Below are 24487 nucleotides of genomic sequence, written 5' to 3' on the forward strand. Positions count from 1 at the left end.
AGCACAGTCTCCCTGGCAGCGGGGCACTTTCGTCTATCCGGGTACGGACGCACCGACCAGCTCATGAAGAGCCGGGGTTAGGTGGCCGAGCCGAGGCAGTCAGTGCTTTCCTTAAGCCCGTTCCGGGCACGAGGCGAACCGGTCGGGGGAAATCGGGCGCGCCGGGCGCCGGGGTCGGGCATGATCGTCGTCGTGGTCTTCGAATTCCTGTACGGCTGAGTCGAGCCGAGCGCTTCCCACTGCCGCCGTGTGCGGCCGCTCCGTGCTGCCCCCGTACCGAACCAGGAGTCTGATGAGCCACGTCCTCATGTCCACGTCCGCCGCGCACGGCCACGTGCACCCCAATCTGCCGGTGATGACCGAGCTGGTCGCGCGCGGCCACCGCGTCACCTATCCCGTCCCGGCCCGGTTCGTCGACGCCGTCGCCGCGACCGGCGCCACCCCGCTGCTGATCCACACCGATCTGCCCGACCCGGCGAAGGGCGAGCAGTGGCCCGAGGGTGGCGTCGAGGTCATGCAGCTCTTCTCCGACGAGGCGCGCAGCGCGTATGCGCAGATCAGCGCCGCGCTGGGGGACGACCGGCCCGACGTCGTGTGCTACGACGGCAGCGGCTGGGCCGGGCACGCGTTCTCGCGGGTGCACCGCCTGCCGCGGGTCGAGCTCGCCCCGCACATGATCGCCTGGGACACGTTCGAAGAGGACTTCGCCGAGGCCTACGCCTTCTACGAGACGCCGGAGGGCATGGCGTGGCAGGCGGAGATGGACGCCTGGCTGGCCGGGGTCGGGGTCGGGCTCGGGAACCGGGAGTTCCTCGGCGCACCGGACCGGTCGGTGGTGCTGATCCCCGAAGCGATGCAGCCCAACCTGGACCGCGTCGACCGGACCCGCTACACGTTCGTGGGACCGGTGATCGGCGACCGTTCGCACCAGGGCTCGTTCGCGGATCTCGGCACGCCGCCGGGCCGGCCGCTGCTGCTCGTGTCGTTGGGGTCGGCGTTCAACGACCGGCCGGCGTTCTGGCGCGACTGCATCACCGCCATGCACGGCACCGGCTGGACGACGGTGCTTGCGGTCGGCTCGTTCGTCGACGTCGCCGAGCTCGGTGCCGTCCCCGACGACGTCGTCGTGCGCAGGTGGGTGCCCCAGCTCGCGGTGCTGGAGCACGCGTCGGCGTTCGTGACGCACGCCGGGATGGGCGGTTGCTCGGAGGGTCTGTGGCACGGCGTCCCGATGGTCGCGGTGCCGCAGGCGGCCGACCAGTTCGTCAACGGTCCACGGCTGGCCGAGCTCGGGGTGGGGGAGCACCTGCCGGCCGAGGAGGTCACCCCGGATCGGCTGCGGGATGCGGTGCTGCGGGTCTCCGCCTCGCCCGACGTGGCGCAGCGGTGCGCCGAGCAGAAGAAGATCGCCAGAGCTGCCGGCGGGGCGGCCGCGGCCGCCGACGAGATCGAGGGCCTGATCGGCTGACCGCGTTCACACATCCTGGCCGGATCACGGAGAGGGTTGGCGCTCGCCGTCGAGCAGCCCGAGGACGACCAGGTCGACGAAACGACCGTCGACCCATGCCGCGCGGCGCAGGGTTCCTTCGTGGACGAATCCTGCGACGTGGGCTGCTCGGATCATCGCGGCATTCTCGGCCAGCGTGTCGATCTGCAGCCGGTGCAGGCCACGGACCAGGAAGCCGTAATGGCAGAGCACCCGCACCGTGTCGGTGCCCAGTCCACGGCCGCGATGCGCCGGGCGCAGCGAGAGCCCGAGGTGGGCGGTTCTGTTGTGGACGTCGATGCCCCACAACAGTGCCTCGCCCACCAGCTCGTCGTCGGCGAGGTGGACCACGGAGAAGCACGCCGCATCGTCGGAGGGTTCGGGAACGGCGTAGGGCGACGCGGAGGAGGTGGGCGCGATCGGTTGCCACGGGCGTGAGTCGGCCCGCGACCGGATCACCACATCGTCGTAGAGCTCGGCGTGCAGGATGGGGACGTCGGCTTCGCGCCGGGCCCGCAATCCGATCTTCTCACCACGTAGCATTCCGCGACCCTGTCCGGTCCGGTGATCATGATCAACCGGGTTCTTCAGGCAGGACGTACTGGTCGCGGCCGGCGGGGTGGACCACCCGGAAGCTGCTGATCCGGGCGGGCCGGATCGCGACGACGACCTTGTCGGCCAGTTCGCCGGGCACCACCCCCCGCAATGCGTCCCAGAGCGCCGCGATCGTCTCGTCGGGTCGGCTGGTGCGGACGTGGAACCGGACGCCGGCCGTTGCGCCCTCGGCCATCCCGAGGTGGCCGAAGTCGCGCACCGCTGCGGCGAACGGGTCCGGGTCGGGGAAGCCGTGGTCGTCGCTCAGGGTGGTCAGCTCGGCGGGGCTCAGGTGCTCGAAAGCCAGGACGATCTCCTGCGGCCCGCCCGGCGGGTCAAGCGTGACGAGCCCGGCCACCCGGTCGAACGCCGCCGGCGTCGCTGTCATCCACTCGAGACCCAGCCCGCTGCCTTCCTCGCTACGGCGCAGCACCGTGTCGGCGTCGCCCCGTGGTGACGAGCCCCAGTAGGGACCGCCGGGCACGGGCAACTCCTGGTACGCGGCCCACACCGCATCGGTCTCCGGGTCGGCCTCGAGCGGGCTCTCCTCGGGCATGTGGCCGCCGCGCACGTCGGGTGCGAGCCGACCGAGCGGACCGCGTCGGCCTGCGCAAGCACCGGCGAGGGTGTCGCCGAGCAGCAAACCGTGCAGCGCCGGCCACAGCGGTGTCTGCGGAAACGTCAGGGGTGTTGAGCCGTACTCGCGGAGCACGCAGGTGTCGTCCGGCTGGGCCACCACCGCCCACCCTCCCTGGCACTCCGTCCACACCCCCACGCCGCCGCCGTTCCGGTACAGCGTGTCCGGCTTTTCGACCGTGTCGCACACGTCCTGCAGCCGGCGTCCTACCAAGGTGAACCATTCGACGACGCTCGTCGGGAGGTTTCCACCGATCCGCTGCTCGGCAACAGCGATGTCGTCAGGTGAACTGCCGTCCGATGCCACCAGGGGATCGGCGTACCAGCGGTTGATGACGTCGTCCAACCAAGCCCAGCGTGGGGTGGCCAACAGTTCGTGTTGGGCGTCCGAGGTGATCACGCCGCGAAGCTCAGCACGTCCCGCGGATGCCGCAGCTACCCGGTGCGCAGTCCGCGACGCGTCGCGTAGCCCGCCGCGAGGCGGTAGACGGCGGTCGACGGCGGCAGGTGGTGTCCGGATCGGGTGTGCGGGGCGTAGGTTGCGACCCCGTCGGGGCTGACGTCCAGCCACCCGGTGAGGACGTGCTGGTGCTGGCCGAGGACGTGTCGGGTGAACGCGTTGGCGGTGAGACCGGCGCGGCGACCTCCGACGGGCAGCAGGCCGGCGGGCGCGTCGAGCCGGAACCCGTGGGGTGTCACGCCGGACAGGCGGGCCGTGACGACGCAGGGCAGGCCGTCGCCACCGACCCAGCCCAGCAGCGGGTCGGGGAGTCGCGTGATCGCGGCGGCCAATTTGCGGTGGTCGATTCGCGGTCCGGTGCCGCGCGCCGGTGGCCGCTGAGGGGGCGCGGCACCTGGGCGGGGTTCGCCGAGGACCTCCGGTTCACCACGACACGTCAGGTCGGGCCAGGCCAGCGCCCTGCGCGCGGTCACCGTGATCTCCGAGCGGGTGTGGTAGACGCGGAGCCAACGTCGCCACAGGGCTCCGGAGGGCGGGGTGCCGTCGCAGCGGTCCCACAGTTCGCCGAGGTGAGCCGGGTAGTCCGCGATGGGGGCGGACACCACGGCTTCGCCCTGCAGTAGCACGAACTCGGATCGATCGGTCTCGCTGTGCGCACGGGTGTGGTAGGCGAGCGCCACTCTCGGGTCGGCCCGGATGCGCTGCAGCTTGCGCGGGGCACCGACGGAGCTGTTGACGGTTGCCGTCGCGGCGGGGCGGTCCCGGAGCCGGAAGTTGGTGAGCGGGGTCAGCACGACCCCCGCGGCGGGGGTCCTGTGCGCGAGGACGACAACCTGGTCGCCGCCCATGATCTCGTCGACCGCGTCCGACCACGAAGCTGTCATATGTCGAGACTGATAGTCTCGACACTTTTTGTCAAGACTGCCAGTCTCGCGTACGTTGTGCCGGTGGCAGCCGACGAAGCCGGACCCCGATCCCATACCGGACGCCGCCGCAACGAGGCGGCCCGGCGGGCGATCCTGGACGCCATCGGCGCTGCGATCGAGGCCGGCGCGAGTCTCGACCAGCTGACGATCGACCGGATCGCGGCGGACGCAGGTGTCGGCCGGCAGACGATCTACCGGTGGTGGCCGTCCAAGGGCGCCGTACTGGCCGAGGCCATGACCGAGACCGCCCGGCGGCTCGCGCCGCGACCCGAGTCCGGCTCGCTGGACGCGGACCTGCACCGGTTCCTGGTCTCGACGTTCGAGGTCGCCGGCCGGGAGCCCGCGGCCGGTTTGCTGCGGTCGGTCGTGGCGGAGGCGCAGCGGGATGCTGCGACGGCAGCCGCGCTCGCGGAGTTCGCCGCCGCGCGACGCGCCGAGCTCGCGGCGATCGTCGAGGCTGCTCGCGGGCGCGGCGAGCTGGATCCGGCCGCCGATGCCGAGCTGCTTGCTGAGCAGGCGCTCGGCGTCTTGTGGTACCGGCTCGTGGTGACAGGGGCGCCCGTGGACGGCGAGGTGGCGCGCCGGCTCGCCGAGGTGCTCGTCGCGCAGCTGCGTTGATTCACGTCGTCAGCTACCTGCTCGTGCGGATGCGTTCGAGCGCTGAATCGAGCGCCACGGTCAGCGGTGGGACGTCGTCGGCGATCGCTGTGCGCAGCAGCTCGGTGGTGCGCTCGACCGCGGCCTTGAGGTCGGTGCCGATCGTCTGGGGGTCGAGGCCGAGGTGGTCGGCGCCGTTGAAGATCACGCCGCCGCAGTTGGCGATGAAGTCGGGGACGTAGAGGATGCCGCGACTGTGCAGCAGCTCTGCCACCGAGTCGTCGGTGAGCTGGTTGTTGGCCGCGCCGACGACGGCCCGACACCGCAGCCCGTCGACGGTGGTCCGGCTGAGCACCTGCCCGCCGGCGCAAGGGGCGAACACGTCGAGCGGGCGGGTCGCGAACCCGTCGACGGGCACAACCCGCGCCCCGGTCGCGGCGGCGACGTCGTGAGCGCGGTCGGCGTCGGTATCGGCGACGACGACCTGCGCGCCGGCCTCGGCGACGAGCGCCGCCAGGGCCGCGCCGACCTTGCCGACGCCCAGGACGCCCACCGTGCATCCGGTCAGGTCGGGGGAGCCGCTCACCAGCTCGTAGGCGGACCGCACGGCACCGAATACGGTCTCGGCGGTTGCCGGCGACGGGTCACCCAGGCCGCCCTGCGCCGGTGAACGGCCGGTCACGCAGTTCGTCCGCTCGGCGATCCAGTCCATGTCCTGAGGTGTGGTGCCGACGTCCTCGCCGACGACGAACCCACCCTCGAGCCGCTCCACCATCCGGCCCAGGGCGTGCATCCGGGCCCGTCGATCGCTGCTGGTGGGCGGAGGCAGCATGACGGCCTTGCCGCCGCCCAGCGGCAGCCCCGCGGCTGCGGTCTTCAACGTCATCGCCTTCGACAGTCGCAACGCGTCCGTCACCGCTGCCGACAGCGACGGGTACGGCTGGATCCTCAGGCCGCCGATCGCTGGGCCGAGCGTGGTGGAGTGGACGGCCACCACGGCCGTCGACCCCGTCGCAGGGTCGTGCTCGACAACGAGCGACTCGTGCTCGAACTCGCTGTCGAACTCGGATTCGGACATGAGCAGTACTCCCATTCTCAGTGCTCGATTTCTCAGTCCTCGATGCGGATGCGGAGCCGGCGGAACCCACGGCCCTTGTTGTCGATCTTCGCTACGCGGATCCGGCCGATCTGCTTGGTGGACGCGACGTGGGTGCCTCCGTCGGCCTGCGTGTCGAGGCCGACGATGTCGACGATGCGCACCTCGCTCAGCTCCGGTGGCACCAGGTCGGTGGCTGTGCGGATGATGTTGGGGATCGCGAACGCGTCCGCGCGGGGCAGGACCCGCACGTCGATGCGCCGATCCAGCACGACCTCGGCGTTGCAGAGCTCTTCGACCTGCTCCTTGAACCCGGCCGGTACGTCGAGGAGGTTGAAGTCCATGCGCGCCTGCAGCGGTTCCATGTTCGTGCCGGTGACCAGGGCGCCGTAGTCGCGGAACACCACCCCGGAGAGCAGGTGCAACCCGGAGTGGGTGCGCATCAGCGCGCTGCGCCGCTCGTCCTCCACCGCCCCGACGACGGCGGTGCCGACCGGTGGCCGGGGATCGTCCTCGGCGGTGAGCAGCACGAGGTCGTCGGACCTGCGGGTGCCGACGATGCGGGTCTGCACACCCTGCCAGAGCAGCACCCCGTGATCGGGCGGCTGCCCACCGCCGCCGGGGTAGAACGCCGACCGGTCCAGGACCACGCCGTCGTCGGTCACCCCGATCACCGTGGCCGTGAATTCGCGCAACGTCTGGTCGGCCAGATCGAGGCGCGCGGTGCGGGAGGACGTTTCGGTGGCCACGCCGAGGACCGTACGGCCGGCGCCGACCGCGGAGCGCGGTGATCGAACGAGGCGCCGGCGGCACCTACCCGGGCGTCCGGTCGTTCGGCGCTGCCCTGTTCAGGCGGTCGCGAGCCGAACGAACGGTGGGAATCAGGGCTTGGCGACGTCGGAGAGTTCGACCTGTTCCCGTACCTCGACGTGGTCGAGCAGCACGGTCGTCCGCACGTCGACGAACTCCTTGCGGCGGGCGATCCGGTCCAGCACGAAGTCGCGCAGGTACCGCGTGCTCGGCACGGCGACGTGGACCATGACGTCGTCGTTGCCGGTCACCACGAACACGCTCAGCGTCTCCGGCATGGCGGCCAGGCGATCGCGCACCGACAGGATCGCCTCCTCCGACTGCGGCCGGACCCGGATGGCGATCAACGCCTGCACACCCCGGCCCAGCGCTGCCGGATCCACCGCGGCGTGGAACCCGGTGATCACGCCGCCGGCGCGCAGGGCCCGGGTCCGCTCCAGCGCCGTCGACGGGGCAACGCCTACGGCGGCGGCCAGCTCCCGGTTGGTCTGCCGTCCGTCCTGCTGCAAGCGACGCAGGATCGCCCCGTCCACCGCGTCCACGCGCCGCCGCCCTTCAATCAAGGCGAACATAGTTCGCCGAAGACCGATCCTACGACCCGAAGGCCGAACGAACGGCGGCCACTTGTGCATCCCGGCTCGACCTCGCCACCAACCTCCCCACCGTTTTGTGCACTTGCGCGGCCGCTGGGCGCGCATCCACCCAAAACGGTGGGGAAGTTGCCCACCGTTTTGCCAACCCGCACGGGGTTTTGGGTGTGCAGGTTGGCAAAACGGTGGGGAAGTTCGGGTGGCTCACACCGGCTGAGGTCGGCGTGGAATCGCCGTCGCCGCGAGCGATCCGGGCGCTGGAGAGGCGGGTGGGCAGCCGGTTGTTCGACCGGACGAGCCGTCACGTGCGGCTGACGCCGATCGGTGAGCAGCTCGTCGCCGCGGGGGGCCCCCTACATGCGCAGCTGGTCGAGGCGATCGCCGACGCTCGACATGCCGCCGCTGCGCGCACCGCGAAGTTGCTCATCGGGTTCAGCCGGTCGCTGCCCGGTGATCTCGTCGATGCGATCCGCGCCGCCTTCGAGGCGGAGTTCCCCGGCAGCCGGATCCTGCCGGTGACCGTCAACCCGCTGGACATCGCGGCGCTGGCGCTGGACGCCAACGAGCCGGTCACGCACAAGCAGCTGATCGCCGCGACCTGGGGCGACGCTCCACCGTCGACGGTCGGGATGCTGCACAACGTCGTGTCCCGGCTGCGGCGGGCGCTGGCCGCCGTGGAGCCCGACGGCGGCTCGCGCATGATCGGCCCATCGCTCGCGTTGATCCGCGCGGACCCGCCATTTCATCCGGAAAGCCGGGATGGCGCGTCCGGTTGAAGAAGATCGCCAGGGCCCGCGGTATGGCGGTAACGTCCACATCCCTTTCGGGGAGTCTCAGGGCAGGTTCGGCAACCCGCATCGCCGACCGACCACCTGCGGGAGGACATCGATGCAGCCGCTTCAGCCTGGCGACCCGGCCATGGTGGGTCGCTACCGCCTCGGCGGGCGGCTCGGGCACGGGGGCATGGGCCAGGTCTACTGGGGCCGTTCGCCCAGTGGACGGCCCGTTGCGATCAAGGTGGTGCACCCGCACCTCGCCGGCCAACCCGACTTCCGGCGGCGGTTCGCGCAGGAGGTCGACGCCGCGCGGCGCGTGAGCGGGTTCCATACCGCCCCCGTCGTCGACGCAGATCCTGCGGGCGACCCACCGTGGCTGGTCACGGCCTACGTGGCCGGGCCGTCGCTGGCGCAGGCGGTGCAGCGCGCCGGGCCGTTCCCGGTGCCGACGCTGAGGGTGCTCGGCGTCGGGCTCGCCGAGGCGCTCGAGGCCGTGCACGCCGCCGGGCTGGTCCACCGCGATCTCAAGCCCGCCAACATCCTGCTCGTCGACGACGGGCCGCGGGTGATCGATTTCGGGATCGCGAGAGCGCTGGACCCGGCAGAGGCGCACGGCCTGACCGGCACCGGGGCCGCCATCGGCACACCGCGGTTCATGGCGCCGGAGCAGTTCGGCGACGAGCCGATCACCGGCGCGGCCGATGTGTTCGCGTGGGGCACCGTCATCTGCGCCGCGGCCGGCGCGCACCCGTTCGGTGAGGGCTCGGCCGCCACGATCGTCGGCGCGATCCTCACCCGCCCGCCGCGGCTCGACGCGGTGCCGAAGCAGCTGCAGGAGCTCGTCTCGACGGCGCTGGAACGGGAACCCGCCCGCCGCCCCACCCCGGTCCAGCTCATCGAGGCGCTCTCGGACGGCACGTCGTCGCACGGCTGGCTGCCACCACCCGTGCAGGCGATGCTGCCCGAGCACACGCTGCCCGACGCCGCGCCTCCCGGTGAGCGCACCGAGATCGTGTCCACCGAGGTGATCGACGGCGGGCGCACTGCCCGGATCGCGCCCCCGCCCCACCAGCAGCCGGTGCAGCAAACCCGGCAGTTCATGGGCCTGCCGCCGGAACCGGTACCCGAGCCGCTACCACCACCGAGCGGGCGCCGGCGCGGGGCGGCGCTGACCATCGGCATCGCGGTGGGCGCGATGATCCTCGTCGTCGTCGCCCTGATCGTGGGCATCAACCTCTCCGGGGCGCGCACAGCCACGCCGCCGGCCGCGGCGCCCTCGACGGCCGAGACCACCGAGGAGCCGCCCTCGGACTCGACGCCGACCGCTGCCGGCGACGTCACGCCCGAGTCGTTCCTCGGCAACTGGCAGACGGTCGACGGCTCGGACCAGAACGTCGCCGTCAGCATCGACCCGCTTGAGGAGGGCACGACCGCGTACGGGCTGTCGATCACCATCGTCGACGCGACGGCGTGCAACGGCGGCAGCTACAAGGGCACCGGGACGGGCAGCCCGTCCGGCGACGTGCTCGCGACGAGCTGGGTGGTGGCCTGCGACACCGACAGCAGCTTCACCGACTCGTTCACCCGGACGTACACCTTCGACGCCGCGACCGGGCAGTTGACCGATGACCAGGGGCTGGTCTTCAGCAGGCAGTGACGCGGCGTCGCTGATCAGAGACCATCTACGCTGGGCAGCGTGATCACTTCCTCGCCGATCGCCGTGGCGGCCGGAGTGGTGGTGCTGGGCGCGTGGCACTGGCCCGGCGACCCGGCCCGGCTGCCGGTGCTGCTGGTGCACGGGTTGGCCTCCAATGCCCGGGTGTGGGAGGACGTGGCCGCGCGCCTGGCGGCGACCGGCCGTCAGGTGCTCGCGGTCGATCTGCGCGGGCACGGGACGTCGGCCTCCGTGCCCGACCCGCCCGGCTCCGACCCGACCCGGATCGCGGCCGCCGATCTGGCCTGGACGTGCAGGTCACTGGGTTGGTCGAGGGTCGTGGTGGCCGCGCACTCCTGGGGCGCCAACATCGCGTTGCAAATGGCCGCCGACCTGCCGCACCTGGTCGCCGGGCTGGCTCTGGTAGACGGTGGCTGGCGGCCTTACGCCGACCGCTTCACCGACCTCGACACCGCCTGGCGCAGAGCGGCCCCACCCGACCTGACCACAGTGACCCTCGAGGACGTGCGTGATGCGCTGGCCGGCGGGCACCCGGAGTGGTCTCCCTCGGCGGTCGAGGCGACGCTGGCCAACCTGGAGCAGCGCCCGGACGGCACGGTGCGCGCATGGTTGACAAGGTCACGCCACTACGACCGGATAGCCAGCATGTACGCCCACCGGCCGCGCGAGCTGCACCGCCGGGTGCGCTGCCGCACTGTGCTGCTGGCGGCCGACGACCCGCCGCACCCATCGGCACGTGAGGCTGCTTCGACGCTCCTCGACGCCGAGCTGATCGCATTCCGCGACGGCGAGCACGACCTGCATCTCCAGTTCCCGGACCAGGTTGCCGCCGCGATCGCACGGCTCGGCTGAGCGTCGAACGAACCGGGCAAGGTGCGGCCCGAGGACGGCCTGGCGATCGACTTCGTCGTGGTGTCCGATCGCGCCCAGCTGGGTGAGGTCGTCCAGCGGGTGCGCGACGGACGGCTGCGGACGCTCATCGGCACCGTCGCAACCCTCGACGAGGCCGTTGCGGCGCACAACCCCGCTCAACGGGTCAAGGGCAAGACGATCATCCAGGTGCGTCGGTCGTAGGTCGCGGAACCCAGCCGAACCATCACGCCGTGCGCCGGTCCTCCCGGCTGCCGTCGGCGTCGACACGACCGGATCGCAGGGTGGGGATGAGCGCGAGTCCGGCGGCGGTGACGGCTGCGGCGACCACGAAGCCGGCCGACCATCCCGCGGTGGGGGTCGCGGCGGCGGTCGTGAGGACGGCGCTGATCACCGCGAGACCGACGGCGCCGCCGACCTGCTGCACCGCGTTGAACAGCGCAGCGGCGACACCGCTGTCGGAAGGATCGGTCGAGCCGACCGCGACGTCGGTGAGGGCGACGAACGCGACCCCGAGACCGAGCCCGGCCAGCAGGAGCCCGGGCAGGACGACGCCGGCGTAGGTGCTGTCCGGTGCGACGCGGGCAAGGCTCGCCAGTGCGGCGGTCACGAGCGCGAACGAAGTGAACAGCAGGACGCGGTGGCCGGCGCGTGGCAGCAGGCGGGCGGCGGCGGCGGAGCCGAGCGCGATCGCGAGTGCCATGGGCAGGAACGCCAGTCCGATGGCGATCGGCCCGTAGCCGAGCATCCCGCCGAGGAAGAGGCTCAGGAGGTAGAACAGCCCGTAGATCGCGACCGAGACGATGAAGCCGAGGGCGTTGCCCGTGACGAGCACGCGGTTGCGCAGCAGCGTGGTGGGGAGCAGCGGGTCCGTCCGGCGGACCTGCAGGAGCGCGAACGCGGTCAGCATCAGCAGCGCTGCCGCGGCCGCCGACCAGGCCGTGATCGATGTCCAGCCGGCGTCGGCGAACCGCACGAGCGCGAAGACGAGTGCGACGAGCCCGAGCGTCACGAGCACGGCTCCGGCCAGGTCGAAACGACCGCTCGGCGGGACGCGCCCGGCCGGGAGCAGGCGCGGCGCGGCGAGCGCGGCGGCGGCGGTGATCGGCACGTTGATCCAGAACACCCACTCCCAGGACAGGGCCTGGGTCAGCAGCCCGCCCAGCATCAACCCGATCGCCGTTCCGGCGGCGGAGACCCCGCCCCACACGGCAAGCGCGCGGTCCCGGTCGGGGCCGGGTGGGAACACCGTCATGAGGAGTGAGAGCGCGGCCGGCGCGAGCATCGCTGCTGCGAGCCCCTGCAGCGAGCGTCCGACCAGCAGTGGTGCCGCGGATTCGGCGAGGCCCGCCACGAGTGAACCGATCCCGAACCCTGTCGCGCCCGCCACGTACATGCGCCGTCGGCCGATCCGGTCCGCAAGCCTGCCGCCGAGCAGCAGGAACCCGCCGAAGGTCAGCAGATAGCCGGTGAGGACCCACTGCAGATCGCCGGGATCGAGATCGAGATCGGTGCTGATGCTGGTCAGTGCGACGTTGACGATCGTTGCGTCGAGCACGATCAGCAGCTGGCTCCCGGACAGCACGGCCAGCGCCAGCTGCCGCGACGTCGACTTCTCATCATTCACTCCACAAGCGTAGAGCCAAATTCGACTTCGCTCAACGTGTGTAGAGTCGCCGCGTGGAGCGGGAGACCGAAGAGGCGGCCGTGGTCGCGCGGGCGGAACGTCGTCGACGCAGTGACGCGGCGATCGTCGCGGCGGCGCGCGAGCTGTTCGCCGAACGCGGCTTCGACCGCACGACCATCCGCGCCGTCGCCGACCGGGCCGGTGTGGACCCCGGTCTGGTGATGCAGAACTTCGGCAGCAAGGACGCGCTGTTCGCGGCGGCCGCACGCTGGAGTGCACCGATCGAGCAACTGGTGGCCGCGACCCGCGACGAGTTGCCCGCGGCTGCGCTGCACCACGTCCTCGACGCGTTCGAGGACCCGCGCGAACGGGCGGCCGCACTCGCCCTGATGCGCAGCAGCCTCACGCATGAGGCCGCGCGGGTCGCGATGCGCGACGAGGTGCTGGCGCCCGCCCAGGAGCGGGTCGCCGACACGATCGGTGGGCCCGACGCCGCGCTTCGCGCCGCGGTGCTCAACGCATGCATGCTGGGCGTGTCGATCAGCCGCTACCTGCTGGAGGTCCCGGCGCTCGTCGATGCCGACACCGCCGATCTTGAACGGATCCTGCTCCCGGCGCTCGAGCGGATCACGGAGCCCATCCGCTGAACCGTCGACAACGACGTTCTGGCTGTTTGTGAGCGCTAACAACAGCCAGAACGTCGTTGTCGACGTCAGTCCGGTGGGGCCAGCATCGCTGCGAGTTCTGTCGGTCGGCTCAAGGCGGGGCAGTGGCCGCTCGTGATCTCGTCCGGGGTCGTTCCGAGTCGATCGTGTGCGAGTCGGCGTTGGAACGCTGCGGGGAACAGGCGGTCCTCGGTGCAGAGGATGTACCGGGTGGGGACATCCGGGTGGGCGTCGAGGGGCCAGGGCTCGTAGTAGGCGGCGTTGGAGGGCGGGGGCGGTTCCCTGTGCGACACCTGGTCGGCCAGCTCCTTGGGCACGTCGTGGTAGTAGCCGATGTACGGGTCGGGGGAGCCGGTGCGGCCGCCGTCCTTCGCGGCCTGGATCCGGACCGCCTCCGGATATCCGGTGTTGGTCCACCAGTCGGCCGGCGATTCGCCGGGCCGGGGGACCATGGCGGTGACGTAGATCAGTCCGGCGGTGGGGAGACGTTCGGCGACCAGGGGGGCGGTGAACCCGCCGAACGAGTGGGCAACGACGAAGAGCTCGTCCGGTGTGTCGATCATGTCGACGACGCTGTCGGCGTAGCCGGACAAGGTCTCCGATTCGTCGCCTTTCCAGGGTGAAGGGGCGACGGTGGTGTGTCCGCGGGACCGGAGCTCGGTCTCCACGAGGTGCCAGAACCAGCCGCCGCCGACTCCGGCGCCGTGGATGAACGCGAACGTGCTCATGCGCTGCTGCCCCTCTCGCCATCGTGGTGCTGACGACGCTATCCAGGAGCTCTGATCACGTACAGCGATGATCTGTGCTGAATAGGATCGCTCCGGACGATCGCTATGGAGCGATTGGACCATCGGCGGCGCGGCGCGGGCGGCGAGAAAGGCGTCAGCGCTCCATCGGTACACCGGCCGGTAGCGGGTGCTGATGGTTGTCGCGGCGGCCACCAACGCCCGCTACCCACGAGTACGCGCGCTCGGGCGTTCAGGTCGCGACCCATCGAGCGCGTCCCCGGGCGGCCTGCCCACCGCCGCGTTGCTCGACGAGGCGGTCCTGGAGTGCCCGGTCGCACTGTCCAACCGTGATCACCACACGACGTGGGAGTGTGATCAGGCGTCAGGTATCGAGCCGGACGTGTTGGATGCTGACCACCTCTTGTCCCTCGTGCGGCGTGACCGTGTACCAGATGGTCACGTGTTCGGAGTGCAAGCGGAGTTCGTACGCGCCGGGCAGCGGGTCGTCCTCAGGGAACGGGTCTGCGAGCGTCGGGACGGGTTCGTCCAGCAGATGGAAGATCGTCCGCTGGACGGTCCAATCGGACTGGTTGGGGAAGTGCTTCTATGAGTTGCGCGTCCTGCCGCGGCGGGCGGCGAGAATGGCGTGAGCGCTGATCGAACAGCGCTGCGGTCGATCTCGCCGACACCGACGCCCGTCGCAGTGGAGCGTCAGAGCGTCGGGTGTTGGGCGTCGTAGCGCAGCGGGCGTACCTCGATCGGTCCGCGGCACACCTCGGCGCACTTCTCGGCCCAGACCAGTGCTGAGGCGAGATCGGGGGCGCGGATGACCCAGAGCCCGCCGATTTGCTCCTTCGTCTCGGCGAAGGGCCCGTCGGTCATCGTGGTGGTGCCGTCGTCCACGCGCACGACGGTGGTTCTGTCCGACGGCAAGAGCCCGGCGGCGAAGACCCAGACCCCGGCGGCCACCATCTCATCGCTCACGCGCGCGACCCCGTCGACGGTGGCCTGGAGCACCTCCTCGGTCGGCGGTGGCAGGCTCTCGTCGTTCTGGATGGCCAGCAGGTACTGCATGTGCGATCGCTCCTCGGGGTCGTGCGGGTCAGGCGCGCAGTCGGCGGGCGACGGCGGGGATCACGATCGCAGCCGCAACCAGGTGCGTCACCATCAGCAGCGCCTTGGTGGCTGTGTCGGCGTCGGCGATGACGTCGGGCACCAGCGACAGCGCGGTGAGCGCGACGGTGGTGCGGACCCACGTGGTGCGCGGGTGCCGGGCGAACCGGCGCAGACCCAGCGCGATGAGCAGGCCGAGGACCGAGAAGATGACGGTGAGTGTCGCGAAGCCCGTCGGCGGGATCGCGCTGCCGGAGATGGCGCCGCTGATCCCGATCGCCTGGCCGGCCGCGGCGACCGCAGTGGTGGCGCCGGCGGCGATCACGGTGGCCACGGCCCCGCCCCGCAGCAGCGAACCCGCGGACGGCACAGCGGTCGTGGTGGCGGTGACTGGGGCGGTGGTGGGGACGGACATGGTGGCCTCCGGTGGTGAACCGACCGGCACGTTGCCGGTCTCTCACCCTGGCTACGAACGGGATCGACGCCGTTCGACATGTCCTGCGCAGAAAATCCGAAGATCTTTTGTTGGCTCCGTCGGAACACCGATGACCTGGTCGTCCTCGGCGATCACGCCGGCCGCGGGCCGGAGGCACCGCGACGCCGAGCGGACGGCATTCGGCGCGGCAGGGCCTCGACGTCGATCCGGCTCCCGCCCGCTACTGTTCAGGACGATCCGGGGCGGTGGCGGCGGGCTCCGGAGCGCAGGCAGGGGGAGCGTCGCCGCGGGGGTGTCACATGTGGTGGCGACGTGCTCAGGATGCTGATGGGGACCCTGGCGTTCCGGCGAACGTCGAACAGGGTGGACCGCCCGGCGGTGGGTCGGGTGACGGGCTGAGCGAGGCGCTGGCGGCGGCCGGGGCGGTCGAGGATCCCGTGCGGCGGGCGCAGCGGGTGCTCGGGTCGGTTCAGGAGTACCTGGCGGGTGTCGACGACGATGCGCTCGGCGGCCGGCTGGGGCCGCTGCAGGAGGCGCTGATCGCGGTAGCGGCCGAGCTGCCCGACGAGGCCGTGCGTGAGCTGGTGGGCGTGTCGTGGCGGTGTGATCTTGACGAGCGGGCAGCACAGGATGTGCTGGTGCGGTGGGTGCGGCGGCCCAGCGCCGAGACGTTCGCGGCGACCTGGGGGCCGGTGTCGGGGCTGCTGACGCAGTCGACGGCTCTGTGCGGATGGTTGACCCGCACCATGGTGGACGAGCAGGCAGCGGAGTTCCGGGCGCTGGCCAGGGAGCACCTGACGCGGTTGCTCGACGAGCAGTTCGAGAAGTACGAGTTCAGCACGGCTTCGCCGGTGTGGAAGGTGTTGTACGCGCTTGGCCCGGCCGATCGGGCCCACTGGTTCTGCCTCGTGGGCGATCGGGCGGCGGATCGCGGTGACGAGACCGCGGCGGCCCACCGCTACGAGTTGGCGGACCGGTACGGGGGGAAGGGCATCCCTGAGCGTCGGGAGCGGCTGCTGGACCTGTCGGCCCATCGGCAGCTGCGCGAGGGGACGACCTCGGCGGCACGCCTGGGCGGCGCCGGGACACCGACCGCGTATCGGCGAATGCTGCTGGCCGCCGGCGCCGTGCTGCGGGGTGATGCGGCGGAGGCGCTCCCCGACGATCCCGATCGTGACGGCGGCGGGCGGCTCCGGACACCGACGCTGCTGATCCGCGCGCTCGACCTCGTCCAACAGGGCCGCTCGGACGACGCACGGCGCCACCTCGAGCTGGTGCTGGACGCGCCGCCCGCCTCCGCTGTCGAGCAGGATCTGGTCACCAACGCCGCACTCGTCCTCGGCGCCCTCGACGACGACGACCAGCGGATCACGACCGCGGTGCGGACGCTGCGTGCGCGGCACGGGGACGCCTGGCAGGCACGGTCGCTCGTCGCTCCGGCCCGGGTGGTGGCGGCCGTCGCCAGGGTGGACGCAGCGTTGCTGCCCGAGCTGGGCACATCGGCTCCTGGCGGTGCGCTCGACGCGGTGCGTCGTGCGGCGGCCGGTGCGGCGCTGGCGGGGGCCGCGCAGGCGGTCCTGCTCGGCCGGCCCGGCGAGCAGCAGCGGTTGAGCGACGAGGCACGCAGGCTGCTCACCGGCGACGGGGCCGCCGAGGCCGAGCTCAGGGCCGCGAACCGGATCGCGGAACTCGCCGCGACCCTCTCGGGCGACGACACGCCGCAGCGCCCGGTCGACCGGCTCGCCTACGCCGCACTGCGCCAGGACGGCGCGCTCCTCCCGGTGACGCCCGAGGCGCTGCGGTTGTGGCGGGAGCTCGACGCCGAGTCGGCCGGTGATCACCGCAGCCTCCACCATCTCGCCATCGCCGAACACGCGCTCGCGCACCGGCTCGACCTCGACGGTGACGACACCGCGCCCGAGCAGTGGCGCAGGGCTCTCCGTTGCTGGGCACGGCTGGGGGCCGACCCGGCGTTCTGGTCGGATCTGCGCTCGCATCTGGCCGCCGTGGTGCCCGACGCGACGGTCGACGACATCGCGACCGCCGTGGGGCATGCGCAGGCACAGCTGTCGGCGCACTTGCTCGAACCGCACATCGCGCGGGTGCTGCAGCTGCGCCGCAGCGACCCCGAGCGGGCGCGGGCCCACGTGCAGATCCTGCACACCGCGCCGTTCGGCGCCGACGTCATCGAAGCCGCGCGCCGGCGGCTGACCCGCGAGGCGATCAGCAGCGTGCGCGGTCTGCTGCGTGAGGACCACCTGGATCGTGCGCTGGAGGAGGCCCGGTCCTGGGCGGCGGTCGACGCCGGGAACGTCCCGCTCGCCGAACTGCTCCTCGACGTGGGGATCGAGCGTGTGGAGAAGGTCGGCCGGGACGAGTTCAAGTGGGCGGCGGACGCCCGTCCGTTGCTGGAGCAGCTCGCCGACGTGGTGGAGCCGATCCGGGCCGCCCTCAACCTGACCGGTCGCGAGCTGATCACGCGTCGCCGGGCGCACGTCGCGGACGGCGATCACGCGGCCTTCTCCGCCAAGCTCGCCCGATTTGAGTTCTGGCTGGGGAAGAGCCAGCTCTACACGACCTACGACCGGCGCCGGACCGACCCGTTCCACAGCATGTCCGGCTACCGCACCGCGGGGTGGCACCTGGACGTGGCGATCGTACTGGGGCTGCCCTCCCGCGCACCCTTCAGCGCAGCTCGCGAGCTCCTCGTGCTGGCCGGGAAGCTCGCGCGCGGCTCCTCGGTGGGCTTCAACTGACGTGATCGGAGCAGGTGTGAACCCATGGGCGTGGACGGGCCGGAACCCGTACTTCGAGACGGCGTTCCAGGTGCTGGATCTGGACCCCGCCGCCGATCGTGCGACGGCACGCACGCGGATCGGCGCGCGGCGCAAGCGGATCTCCTACGACGCGGAACGGTTCCCGCTGTTCGGCACCACGTTGAGCGCCGCTGACGTCAACGACGCCGAGGAGCGGATCGCCACGCTGTCCGGGCGGATCGCCGCGGAACTGATCACCCACCCGACGGAGGCCGAGGGCGCCGACCTCGCGAGCCTCGCCGAGCTGATGGGGTTGTGCCGGGAATGGTCCGAGCGCGGTGCGGGCGGCGCAGGCGTCCGGAGGGACACCGCGTCGTGGCTCGATACGAGCGTCCTGCCCGAGCTCCTCCCCGCGCCCGGACCGGTCCAGCACACCGCCGAAGGGGCCACGGCATGAGCATCGTCGCCGGTATCGACCTCGGCACGACCAACTGCTGCGTGGCCGTACCCGCCGACGCCGACATCCCGAACCGCGACGAGCTGATCATGCAGCGGCGGCTGCGGCCGTTCGGCGGAGCGCTCATCGTGGCCAACCCGGACCTCTCGCTCACCACTCCGTCCGCGGTGTGGATCGGGCCCGACGGCATCCCCCTCGTCGGTCACGCGCCAAACGCAAGGCCCGTCAGCCGGGTGCGCCGCCTGCCTTGTTCTTCAAGCGCAACATGGGCACCGACCAGCCCGTGACCGCGGGACACACCACGCTCACCCCGTTCGAAGCCTCGGTGCTGCTGCTGAAGCAGCTCAAGGACAACGCGGAAGCGACACTGGGCATGACCATCGACCGCGCCGTCGTCACGGTGCCCGCCTACTTCGAGACCAGCGCCAAGACGCAGACCACGCAGGCGGGCGCGGAAGCCGGGCTGGAGGTGGCCGAGACGCTCATGGAACCGGTCGCCGCCGCGCTGGCCCACATGCACGAGAACGGGTACACCGCGGATCCCGCGAAGAGCCGCCGCTTCCTCGTCTACGACCTGGGTGGCGGCACCTTCGACACCTCCGTCGTCTCGTGGGCCGCGCAAGAGGGCTTCACCAGCAGGTCCTTCGGTGGCAACCGGTACCTCGGTGGGTACGACTTCGACCAGGCCGTCGTCGATTGGGTGATCGCGCGGTTGCCCGCGTACGACCTGCGCTCCGAGCCGGGCGATCCCGGCTCCGACGAGCGCAGGGCACGCCTGTTGGCGCTCGCCGAATCCGCGAAGCACGACCTGTCACGGGAGTCCGAGACCGAGATCATCAGCGACGACCTCGAGGATCGCGCCGGGCAGCCGATGACGATCAACCTGTCGCTGAGCCGGGTCGAGTTCGACCAGCTCATCGAGGGCCACCTGCGCAGCACCGTCGACCACTGCGCCGAGGCGCTCGCCACGGCGCGTGTCGAACCCGGCGAACTCGACGAGATCGTGCTGGTCGGCGGCTCGTCCCGGATTCCGCTCGTCGCCGAGCTGTTGCGCGAGCGGTTCGGTATCGCCCCGCGGTTGTTCCATCCGGAGCTGGTGGTGGCGGTGGGTGCGGCGTTGAAGGCCGCGGGGCTCGCCACCCGCAGCAGCGTGCTGGAGCTGGAGAACCTGGAGCCCGACGGGGACGTCGTCGACATCGCGGGGCGGGTGCTGCTCTCCGGGATCAGCGGTGCCGAGATCGTCGTCGAGGTGGCGGCGAGCACCGGTGATGCGCTGCGCGAGCCGGTCTCCACCGGAGGTACGTTCCTGTTCGTCGACGTCCCGGTCGGCACGGGCGAGTTCACGGTGCGCGTCCTCGCCGATGGTCGGGAGGTCGGCGCCGAACGCCTGGGCGTGCGCACCCGACCAGGCCCGACCGTGCCGGACGTGGCAGGCGACATCCTCGCGCACGACTTCTCCGTGGAGCTGCTCGACCGGCAGCTGTGCCTCGTCGCCAAGGCCGGCACCAGGATTCCCCACCGGGTCCGCCAGCGCCTGGAGACCGCGACGCGGGGCACCACACTCGCCGTTCGGGTGTACGAGGGCTGGATACCCATCGGCACCGTGCGCATCCGCGACCTGCCCGAGGAGCTGGACCCCGGCGCCGCCGTCGAGCTGACCATCGAGTTCGAGGTGGGGTGGACCCTTCGCGCGGGGGTGCGCATCCCGCAGCTGGATCGATCGGCCACCGCCGTCATCGAGCTCCCGGTACGGGAGGTTGCGCCGTGGGAGCAGATCCGTGCCCGGGCCACTGCAGCGCGTGCCGACTGGGCCCAGATCCGCCGCGACGTGCACCCTGCCGAGTCTGCCGCGGCCGCTCCCGAGGTCGAGCGCCGTCTCACCGTTCTCGACACGTTGGTGGCCCGCAACCAGGACCAGGCCAAGGCCCACCACCTCCTGCTCGAAGCCGAGACCATCCTCCAAGGGCTGGTCAACAGCCGCGGCCCGGCCGACTACATGGAACCGCCGCTCTCCGAGTTCGAGGACACCCTGCGTGAGGTCTCCGACCTGGTCCTGCTGCTGCAGCGCAGCGAACCGGAGCGCGCGCCCATCTACCGGGCCCGTCGTGACGATCTGGAGGTCGAGGGCCGCAGCGCCTACGCGGCCGGCGACTTCCTCACCTGGCCCCGGGTCAACGAACAGCTCGACGACCTGCACGTGGAGCTGTTCCAGATCTCGTCCGTGCGCGAGATCGTGATGGTCGAGCAGACCCCGCGGGTCGTGCGCAGCTGGATGGGGCGTCGCATCACGAGGACCGACGCCGAGATCCGGCGGAAGCACGACGAGCTCCAGCTGGATGCGCGGCTGGAGGAGCAGGACCGTGCCAAGCTGCCCGCCCAGCGCGACGATCTGCTCGCCGAGCTGGCGGTCGTCGCGATGGCCATCGACCAGGTGGACGACAAGCGGGCCTCGGCCCCGGAACAGATGTGGAACATCTGGTTCGACCGGATGAAGCCGCTCACCCGACGCGTCGCCGGCTGGGGTCGGGAAGCCCGGATGCGCCGGACGTCGTAGACCATCCGGCCCTCGACCAGCGAAGATCACCGGCGTAGCTTCGCGCGATGGTGAAGAGCTGGCGATGCCGGCTTGGGTGGCACCGCTGGGTGAAGCGGGTCAACGACAGCGGTGAGCCATACCTCGTCTGCCGGCGTTGCAACAAGGAGGACGACGTTCCGAGCCGGACCCGGCTCGGCGGTATCGGCGGTTCCTAGACCTGGCAGCAACCTTCCGCCGGGGATCTCGGCGGCGAGGGCTCGGCCGTGCTCGATGCTGGCGAGTTGCGGGTGCTGACGGCTTTACAGCAGCCACCACCACCCGCTACCCACGAGTACGCCACCGTGGGGCGTCGGTTGCCGCCGTCGACACCTCTTCCAGCACCGCCTGGCGGTCGCCCCGGAGTGACCGGGCCCCGCGCCTCACCCGGAGGCTGGGGGAGGGCAGGAAAGCCACTTTCCGGCCCTCACAGGGCAGGAAAGTGGGCTTTCCTGCCCCCGGTGCGGCGGCGCTGCTGACCGCCCGGGTGCTCGCCGGTCGTGCCGCTGGTCATGTCAGTGGGGCTCCGACGTCCGGCTCGCGCCGTCGTTTCCTCGGCCTCGTCGGTGGCGCGGTCACCCTCGGCGCCGCGACCACCGGCCTCGGCATGGTGCTGGCGCCCCGTGCGGCGGCCGCCGGTGCGGCGGGCGGCGTGCTGGTGACCGACCTGCGCGGGACGGGCCCGCCGGCGCCGGGTGGCACCGTCCGGCGGCACACCGTCACCGCGCGCAAGGCCACGGTGCGCCTGCCCACCGGGCGAGAGGTTGCGGCGTGGACGTACGACGGGCAGCTGCCCGGCGATCACCGCCACCAGGGGCGACGTGATCGAAGTGCACCTGCGCAACGTCGACATCGACGGTGGGGTGACGCTGCACTGGCACGGCTACGACGTGCCCTGCGGCGAGGACGGCGCTCCCGGGACGACGCAGGACACCGTCGTCCCGGGCGGGGAGTTCACCTACCGGTTCCGCGCCGACCAGGCCGGCACCTACTGGTACCACACCCACCACGCCTCCCACGTCGGCGTGCGCAGGGGCCTGTACGGGCCACTCGTCGTCACCGAACGCGACGCCGAAGAAGGGCTGGACCTCACGCTGCCCGTCCACACGATCGACGCCACCGTGCTGCTCGCCGACAACGACGTGCCCATCGAGCAGCCTGCGCCTGCTGGCGTCCCCGTTCGGCTCCGGCTGATCAACACCGACTCCGATCCGCACCGGATCGCGCTGGTCGGGATGGCGTTCCGGGTTGCGGCCGTCGACGGGCGCAACCTCAACGAACCCGGCGAGGTCAGCGCCGTCGCGGTGCGGCTGCCGGCCGGTGGGCGCGCCGACCTCGTGTTCACCATGCCGAGCGACTCGGTGGCGCTAGTCCTCGACGACCACCGCGCAGGGCTGCGCCTTTCAGGGGTGCGGATCGGAGCAGACGAGGCGCCCGTCGCAGATCCGGCCGGGTGGCCAGAACTCGACCTGCTCCATTACGGGGTCGCGGCTCCGGCGCCGTTCGATCCCGACCAGCCCGATCGGCGCATCACGATGGTCCTGGACCGCGGCGTGGCGCTGGTGGACGGCCTACCGGCCTACGCGCACACCGTCGACGGGTACGGGCACCCGTCGATCCCCGACCAGATCGTCGGGGCGGGCGAGGTCGTCCGGTTCACCGTCGTCAACCGCAGCCTCGAAACCCACCCGTGGCACCTGCACGGCCACCCGGTCCTCGTCCTGTCCAGGAACGAGGCCCTGTCGACCGGCAGCCCGCTTTGGGTCGACACGTTCGACGTCCGCGGCGGGGAGACCTGGGATGTGGCATTCCACGCCACCAACCCCGGGGTGTGGATGAACCATTGCCACAACCTCCCCCACGCCCACCAGGGGATGATGCTGCGGCTGCGCTACGAGGGCGTCACAACCCCGTTCGACAACGCGCACCACGGCCACTGATCCGTCGCACGGGGAATGGCGGGATGCGCCAGGAAAGTGCTGTCAGGTGAATCGCCGCAGCCACCGCGGTGGACCGGCACCCCGGATCCAGGCACTGGCTGATCGGGAGTGCGCTGAGGGCTGTCGCGGCAGCCCTGGGCACACTCAACTCACGATCCCGCCCGCTCGGCGACAGCCGGGACGTGCGCGAACGGCACTTTCAGGCCAACCTATCGTTCGAAAGTGCCGTTCGCGCAGCTCACCCCCCGGGTGACGGTCTACGTCGCCGACGACGCCGCGGCCGCGGAGTACGCCGCCGACCGGCGTCAGCGGGCCCAGGGGGCGATGACGGGGGGCTGGCCGGGGATGAGGCCCTGCCCGCCGACCGGCAGCACGACGACCGCCTCGAAGGTCTCGTCGCCGGCTGTCGCCATCGCGAACGGTTGGTGTGCGGGCACGATGAGTGCGTCCCCGGCGGTGACGGTGAAGGTGTCCTCGCCCATCGTGACGGTCATCGTCCCGGCGAGCGCGATGAAGATCTCCTCGCGGTCCAGGGCATGCGGGGGAGCGTCGGTGCCGGGCTTGAGGATCAGTCGCCAGGCGCTGTTCTCGGTGGAGCCGCGGCTGGGCGCGGCCAAGCCGATGAAGGTCGCGTGTTCGTTCTCGAACCGTGGCGCGCTGTCGGCGGTGATGTGTGGCACGACTCTCCTGCAGTTCGGTGGGTATTCGTAAGACGATGCGCCGGGAATCACCGTCGATGATCGCCTTTGCGAGCACAGCGTAACGGGTCTGGGTTCTGACACGATGCATCGACCGCTGGTCGACCAGAACGCGCGGTAAGCGAGCCGTGGCCACCGGTGATCCCGCCCGCGGATCGCGTGATCGATGGCGCGGCGCAAGGGAAGCTTTGCGTTTCCGCCATGGTGGGTGCTGCCGGGCTGGGGCACGTTGGCTGTTCCCGCCGGTTCGGCCCAAGCAGGTGATGGAAATGCACGAATTGTTGGCGGATCCGCCGGTATCGATCTGGGCCGGCCCAGAAGACGGCCAGATCGACGACCTGACCGACGACCACGCTTACTACGCGAGTCGGGCGTCCCGTCGTATCGCCGATTCCCTGGTCCGGTGGCTCGACCTGCCGGCCGGCCTGCGATGGCTCGACGTGGCGTGCCTGTCGGGAGCGGTGGCGGGCGCCGTGCTGACCGGGGCCGGCCCGGCGGAGGTGCATGCCGTCGAGCCGACGTCGAAGTTCGCCCGCCATGCGCGCGGGCAGGTCGTCCGTCCGTCGGCCCGACACTCGCCGACGAGGGGGGTCGCGCTCCCGTTCGGGGACGGCCGGTTCGACGTGGTGGTGACCGGTGTCCTGGAGGGCTTCGTCCCCGAGTCGAGCTGTGCCGTGTCCGAGCTGGTCAGGGTCGCGTCGACACCGGGTGTGGTGGCGGCCTACCTGTCGCTGCCCGGCCCGGACGGGCCGCTCCGGGCCGGCGAGCAGCGCGACCTCCTGCGGGCGATGACCGGGCTGTGGACGAACGCCGGGCTGCACGGCGTCGTGGCGGAAGCGCTCACCGTGCCGGCACCCGCGCGGCGTGGACGGGCGGGCGATGACGCATCCGATACCGGTGGGCGGCTTTTTGTGGTCCGCGGCATTCGCGTGGCCCAGATCCGGCGCAACGGATCGACCGAATAGAGCACGAGAAAGGT

Annotated in this window: 25 protein-coding genes; 13 read left to right on the plus strand and 12 right to left on the minus strand. The window is 71.5% G+C overall.

Annotated features, from left to right (window positions below; all coding sequences use genetic code 11):
- Nucleotides 1-292: 292 nt before the first annotated feature.
- Nucleotides 293-1468: a macrolide family glycosyltransferase gene (locus LL648_RS34735; RefSeq protein WP_232667064.1), complete on the plus strand. Its 1176-nt coding sequence runs from the start codon at nucleotides 293-295 to the stop codon at nucleotides 1466-1468.
- A 24-nt stretch (nucleotides 1469-1492) separates the two neighbouring features.
- On the opposite strand, the gene LL648_RS34740 is transcribed toward LL648_RS34735, so the two are convergent.
- The 3 genes from LL648_RS34740 to LL648_RS34750 form a co-directional block, all read right to left on the minus strand.
- Nucleotides 1493-2029 carry a GNAT family N-acetyltransferase gene (locus tag LL648_RS34740; protein ID WP_232667065.1) on the minus strand — a complete coding sequence of 179 codons (537 nt, stop codon included), beginning with the start codon at nucleotides 2027-2029 and terminating at the stop codon, nucleotides 1493-1495.
- Between the two features lie 31 nt (nucleotides 2030-2060).
- Nucleotides 2061-3062 (minus strand): hypothetical protein, encoded by a 1002-nt coding sequence (locus LL648_RS34745; RefSeq protein ID WP_232667066.1) that lies wholly within the window; start codon nucleotides 3060-3062, stop codon nucleotides 2061-2063.
- An 89-nt stretch (nucleotides 3063-3151) separates the two neighbouring features.
- Nucleotides 3152-4060, minus strand: a complete 909-nt coding sequence (locus LL648_RS34750; RefSeq protein ID WP_232667067.1) for a hypothetical protein — start codon at nucleotides 4058-4060, stop codon at nucleotides 3152-3154.
- Between the two features lie 63 nt (nucleotides 4061-4123).
- On the opposite strand from LL648_RS34750, the gene LL648_RS34755 reads away from it, so the two are divergent.
- Nucleotides 4124-4720 carry a TetR/AcrR family transcriptional regulator gene (locus tag LL648_RS34755; protein ID WP_232667068.1) on the plus strand — a complete coding sequence of 199 codons (597 nt, stop codon included), beginning with the start codon at nucleotides 4124-4126 and terminating at the stop codon, nucleotides 4718-4720.
- 13 nt (nucleotides 4721-4733) lie between these two features.
- On the opposite strand, the gene LL648_RS34760 is transcribed toward LL648_RS34755, so the two are convergent.
- The 3 genes from LL648_RS34760 to LL648_RS34770 all read right to left on the minus strand — a co-directional run bounded on the left by LL648_RS34760 (nucleotide 4734) and on the right by LL648_RS34770 (nucleotide 7147).
- Nucleotides 4734-5777, minus strand: coding sequence for a Glu/Leu/Phe/Val dehydrogenase dimerization domain-containing protein (locus tag LL648_RS34760; RefSeq protein ID WP_232667069.1), 1044 nt, complete (start codon nucleotides 5775-5777; stop codon nucleotides 4734-4736).
- Nucleotides 5778-5809: 32 nt separating this feature from the next.
- The gene (locus LL648_RS34765; RefSeq protein ID WP_232667070.1) at nucleotides 5810-6544 is read right to left on the minus strand and encodes an alanyl-tRNA editing protein; all 735 of its coding nucleotides are present in this window, start codon (nucleotides 6542-6544) and stop codon (nucleotides 5810-5812) included.
- 132 nt (nucleotides 6545-6676) lie between these two features.
- Nucleotides 6677-7147 (minus strand): Lrp/AsnC family transcriptional regulator, encoded by a 471-nt coding sequence (locus LL648_RS34770; RefSeq protein WP_232667071.1) that lies wholly within the window; start codon nucleotides 7145-7147, stop codon nucleotides 6677-6679.
- 272 nt (nucleotides 7148-7419) lie between these two features.
- Between LL648_RS34770 and LL648_RS34775 the strand changes: the two genes are divergently transcribed.
- From LL648_RS34775 to LL648_RS34790, 4 genes are all read left to right on the plus strand, one after another.
- Entirely contained in the window at nucleotides 7420-7971 is a 552-nt protein-coding gene (locus tag LL648_RS34775) for a LysR family transcriptional regulator (protein ID WP_308190435.1), read from the plus strand.
- Nucleotides 7972-8083: 112 nt separating this feature from the next.
- Nucleotides 8084-9628, plus strand: coding sequence for a serine/threonine-protein kinase (locus LL648_RS34780; protein ID WP_232667073.1), 1545 nt, complete (start codon nucleotides 8084-8086; stop codon nucleotides 9626-9628).
- Nucleotides 9629-9667: 39 nt separating this feature from the next.
- Nucleotides 9668-10498, plus strand: a complete 831-nt coding sequence (locus LL648_RS34785; RefSeq protein ID WP_232667074.1) for an alpha/beta fold hydrolase — start codon at nucleotides 9668-9670, stop codon at nucleotides 10496-10498.
- A 21-nt stretch (nucleotides 10499-10519) separates the two neighbouring features.
- Nucleotides 10520-10720, plus strand: a complete 201-nt coding sequence (locus LL648_RS34790; RefSeq protein WP_232667075.1) for a hypothetical protein — start codon at nucleotides 10520-10522, stop codon at nucleotides 10718-10720.
- Nucleotides 10721-10742: 22 nt separating this feature from the next.
- Here LL648_RS34790 and LL648_RS34795 read toward each other — a convergent pair whose 3' ends face one another.
- Complete coding sequence (locus tag LL648_RS34795) at nucleotides 10743-12143, minus strand: MFS transporter (protein WP_232667076.1); 1401 nt, start codon at nucleotides 12141-12143, stop codon at nucleotides 10743-10745.
- Nucleotides 12144-12196: 53 nt separating this feature from the next.
- Here LL648_RS34795 and LL648_RS45535 point away from each other — a divergent pair, with 53 nt between their 5' ends.
- Entirely contained in the window at nucleotides 12197-12790 is a 594-nt protein-coding gene (locus LL648_RS45535; protein WP_232667077.1) for a TetR/AcrR family transcriptional regulator, read from the plus strand.
- 65 nt (nucleotides 12791-12855) lie between these two features.
- Here LL648_RS45535 and LL648_RS34805 read toward each other — a convergent pair whose 3' ends face one another.
- The 3 genes from LL648_RS34805 to LL648_RS34815 form a co-directional block, all read right to left on the minus strand.
- Nucleotides 12856-13536 carry an alpha/beta hydrolase gene (locus LL648_RS34805; RefSeq protein WP_232667078.1) on the minus strand — a complete coding sequence of 227 codons (681 nt, stop codon included), beginning with the start codon at nucleotides 13534-13536 and terminating at the stop codon, nucleotides 12856-12858.
- 711 nt (nucleotides 13537-14247) lie between these two features.
- Nucleotides 14248-14610, minus strand: a complete 363-nt coding sequence (locus tag LL648_RS34810; RefSeq protein WP_232667079.1) for a YciI family protein — start codon at nucleotides 14608-14610, stop codon at nucleotides 14248-14250.
- Between the two features lie 28 nt (nucleotides 14611-14638).
- Nucleotides 14639-15064: a DUF6069 family protein gene (locus LL648_RS34815; protein WP_232667080.1), complete on the minus strand. Its 426-nt coding sequence runs from the start codon at nucleotides 15062-15064 to the stop codon at nucleotides 14639-14641.
- 320 nt (nucleotides 15065-15384) lie between these two features.
- On the opposite strand from LL648_RS34815, the gene LL648_RS34820 reads away from it, so the two are divergent.
- The 4 genes from LL648_RS34820 to LL648_RS34835 are packed head-to-tail and all read left to right on the plus strand — an operon-like array spanning nucleotide 15385 to nucleotide 20852.
- Nucleotides 15385-17841 carry a hypothetical protein gene (locus LL648_RS34820; protein WP_232667081.1) on the plus strand — a complete coding sequence of 819 codons (2457 nt, stop codon included), beginning with the start codon at nucleotides 15385-15387 and terminating at the stop codon, nucleotides 17839-17841.
- 16 nt (nucleotides 17842-17857) lie between these two features.
- A complete protein-coding gene (locus LL648_RS34825; RefSeq protein WP_232667082.1) occupies nucleotides 17858-18298 on the plus strand; it encodes a hypothetical protein in 441 nt (146 codons plus the stop codon).
- Nucleotides 18295-18585: a hypothetical protein gene (locus LL648_RS34830; protein ID WP_232667083.1), complete on the plus strand. Its 291-nt coding sequence runs from the start codon at nucleotides 18295-18297 to the stop codon at nucleotides 18583-18585. Before LL648_RS34825 ends, LL648_RS34830 begins: the two co-directional genes overlap by 4 nt.
- Nucleotides 18582-20852, plus strand: a complete 2271-nt coding sequence (locus tag LL648_RS34835) for an Hsp70 family protein (protein ID WP_232667084.1) — start codon at nucleotides 18582-18584, stop codon at nucleotides 20850-20852. Before LL648_RS34830 ends, LL648_RS34835 begins: the two co-directional genes overlap by 4 nt.
- 445 nt (nucleotides 20853-21297) lie before the next feature.
- Here the strand turns inward: LL648_RS34835 and LL648_RS34840 are convergent, their stop codons facing one another.
- Nucleotides 21298-21681 carry a hypothetical protein gene (locus LL648_RS34840; protein WP_232667085.1) on the minus strand — a complete coding sequence of 128 codons (384 nt, stop codon included), beginning with the start codon at nucleotides 21679-21681 and terminating at the stop codon, nucleotides 21298-21300.
- 10 nt (nucleotides 21682-21691) lie between these two features.
- Here LL648_RS34840 and LL648_RS34845 point away from each other — a divergent pair, with 10 nt between their 5' ends.
- A complete protein-coding gene (locus LL648_RS34845) occupies nucleotides 21692-22810 on the plus strand; it encodes a multicopper oxidase family protein (RefSeq protein ID WP_232667086.1) in 1119 nt (372 codons plus the stop codon).
- Nucleotides 22811-23115: 305 nt separating this feature from the next.
- Here LL648_RS34845 and LL648_RS34850 read toward each other — a convergent pair whose 3' ends face one another.
- Nucleotides 23116-23490 (minus strand): cupin domain-containing protein, encoded by a 375-nt coding sequence (locus LL648_RS34850; protein WP_232667087.1) that lies wholly within the window; start codon nucleotides 23488-23490, stop codon nucleotides 23116-23118.
- A 287-nt stretch (nucleotides 23491-23777) separates the two neighbouring features.
- On the opposite strand from LL648_RS34850, the gene LL648_RS34855 reads away from it, so the two are divergent.
- Nucleotides 23778-24473, plus strand: a complete 696-nt coding sequence (locus LL648_RS34855; RefSeq protein WP_232667088.1) for a class I SAM-dependent methyltransferase — start codon at nucleotides 23778-23780, stop codon at nucleotides 24471-24473.
- The last annotated feature ends 14 nt before the right edge of the window (nucleotides 24474-24487 follow it).

Source organism: Pseudonocardia sp. TRM90224 (assembly GCF_021245725.1).
Lineage (GTDB): Bacteria > Actinomycetota > Actinomycetes > Mycobacteriales > Pseudonocardiaceae > Pseudonocardia.

Bases quoted from the DNA above. Each gene is read 5' to 3' on its own strand.
- LL648_RS34780 (WP_232667073.1), top strand. From the start codon at position 8,084: ATGCAGCCGCTTCAGCCTGGCGACCCGGCCATGGTGGGTCGCTACCGC.
- LL648_RS34760 (WP_232667069.1), bottom strand. From the start codon at position 5,777: ATGTCCGAATCCGAGTTCGACAGCGAGTTCGAGCACGAGTCGCTCGTT.
- LL648_RS34855 (WP_232667088.1), top strand. From the start codon at position 23,778: ATGCACGAATTGTTGGCGGATCCGCCGGTATCGATCTGGGCCGGCCCA.
- LL648_RS34750 (WP_232667067.1), bottom strand. From the start codon at position 4,060: ATGACAGCTTCGTGGTCGGACGCGGTCGACGAGATCATGGGCGGCGAC.
- LL648_RS34735 (WP_232667064.1), top strand. From the start codon at position 293: ATGAGCCACGTCCTCATGTCCACGTCCGCCGCGCACGGCCACGTGCAC.
- LL648_RS34830 (WP_232667083.1), top strand. From the start codon at position 18,295: ATGAGCATCGTCGCCGGTATCGACCTCGGCACGACCAACTGCTGCGTG.
- LL648_RS34820 (WP_232667081.1), top strand. From the start codon at position 15,385: ATGTGGTGGCGACGTGCTCAGGATGCTGATGGGGACCCTGGCGTTCCG.
- LL648_RS34805 (WP_232667078.1), bottom strand. From the start codon at position 13,536: ATGAGCACGTTCGCGTTCATCCACGGCGCCGGAGTCGGCGGCGGCTGG.
- LL648_RS34810 (WP_232667079.1), bottom strand. From the start codon at position 14,610: ATGCAGTACCTGCTGGCCATCCAGAACGACGAGAGCCTGCCACCGCCG.
- LL648_RS34815 (WP_232667080.1), bottom strand. From the start codon at position 15,064: ATGTCCGTCCCCACCACCGCCCCAGTCACCGCCACCACGACCGCTGTG.
- LL648_RS34740 (WP_232667065.1), bottom strand. From the start codon at position 2,029: ATGCTACGTGGTGAGAAGATCGGATTGCGGGCCCGGCGCGAAGCCGAC.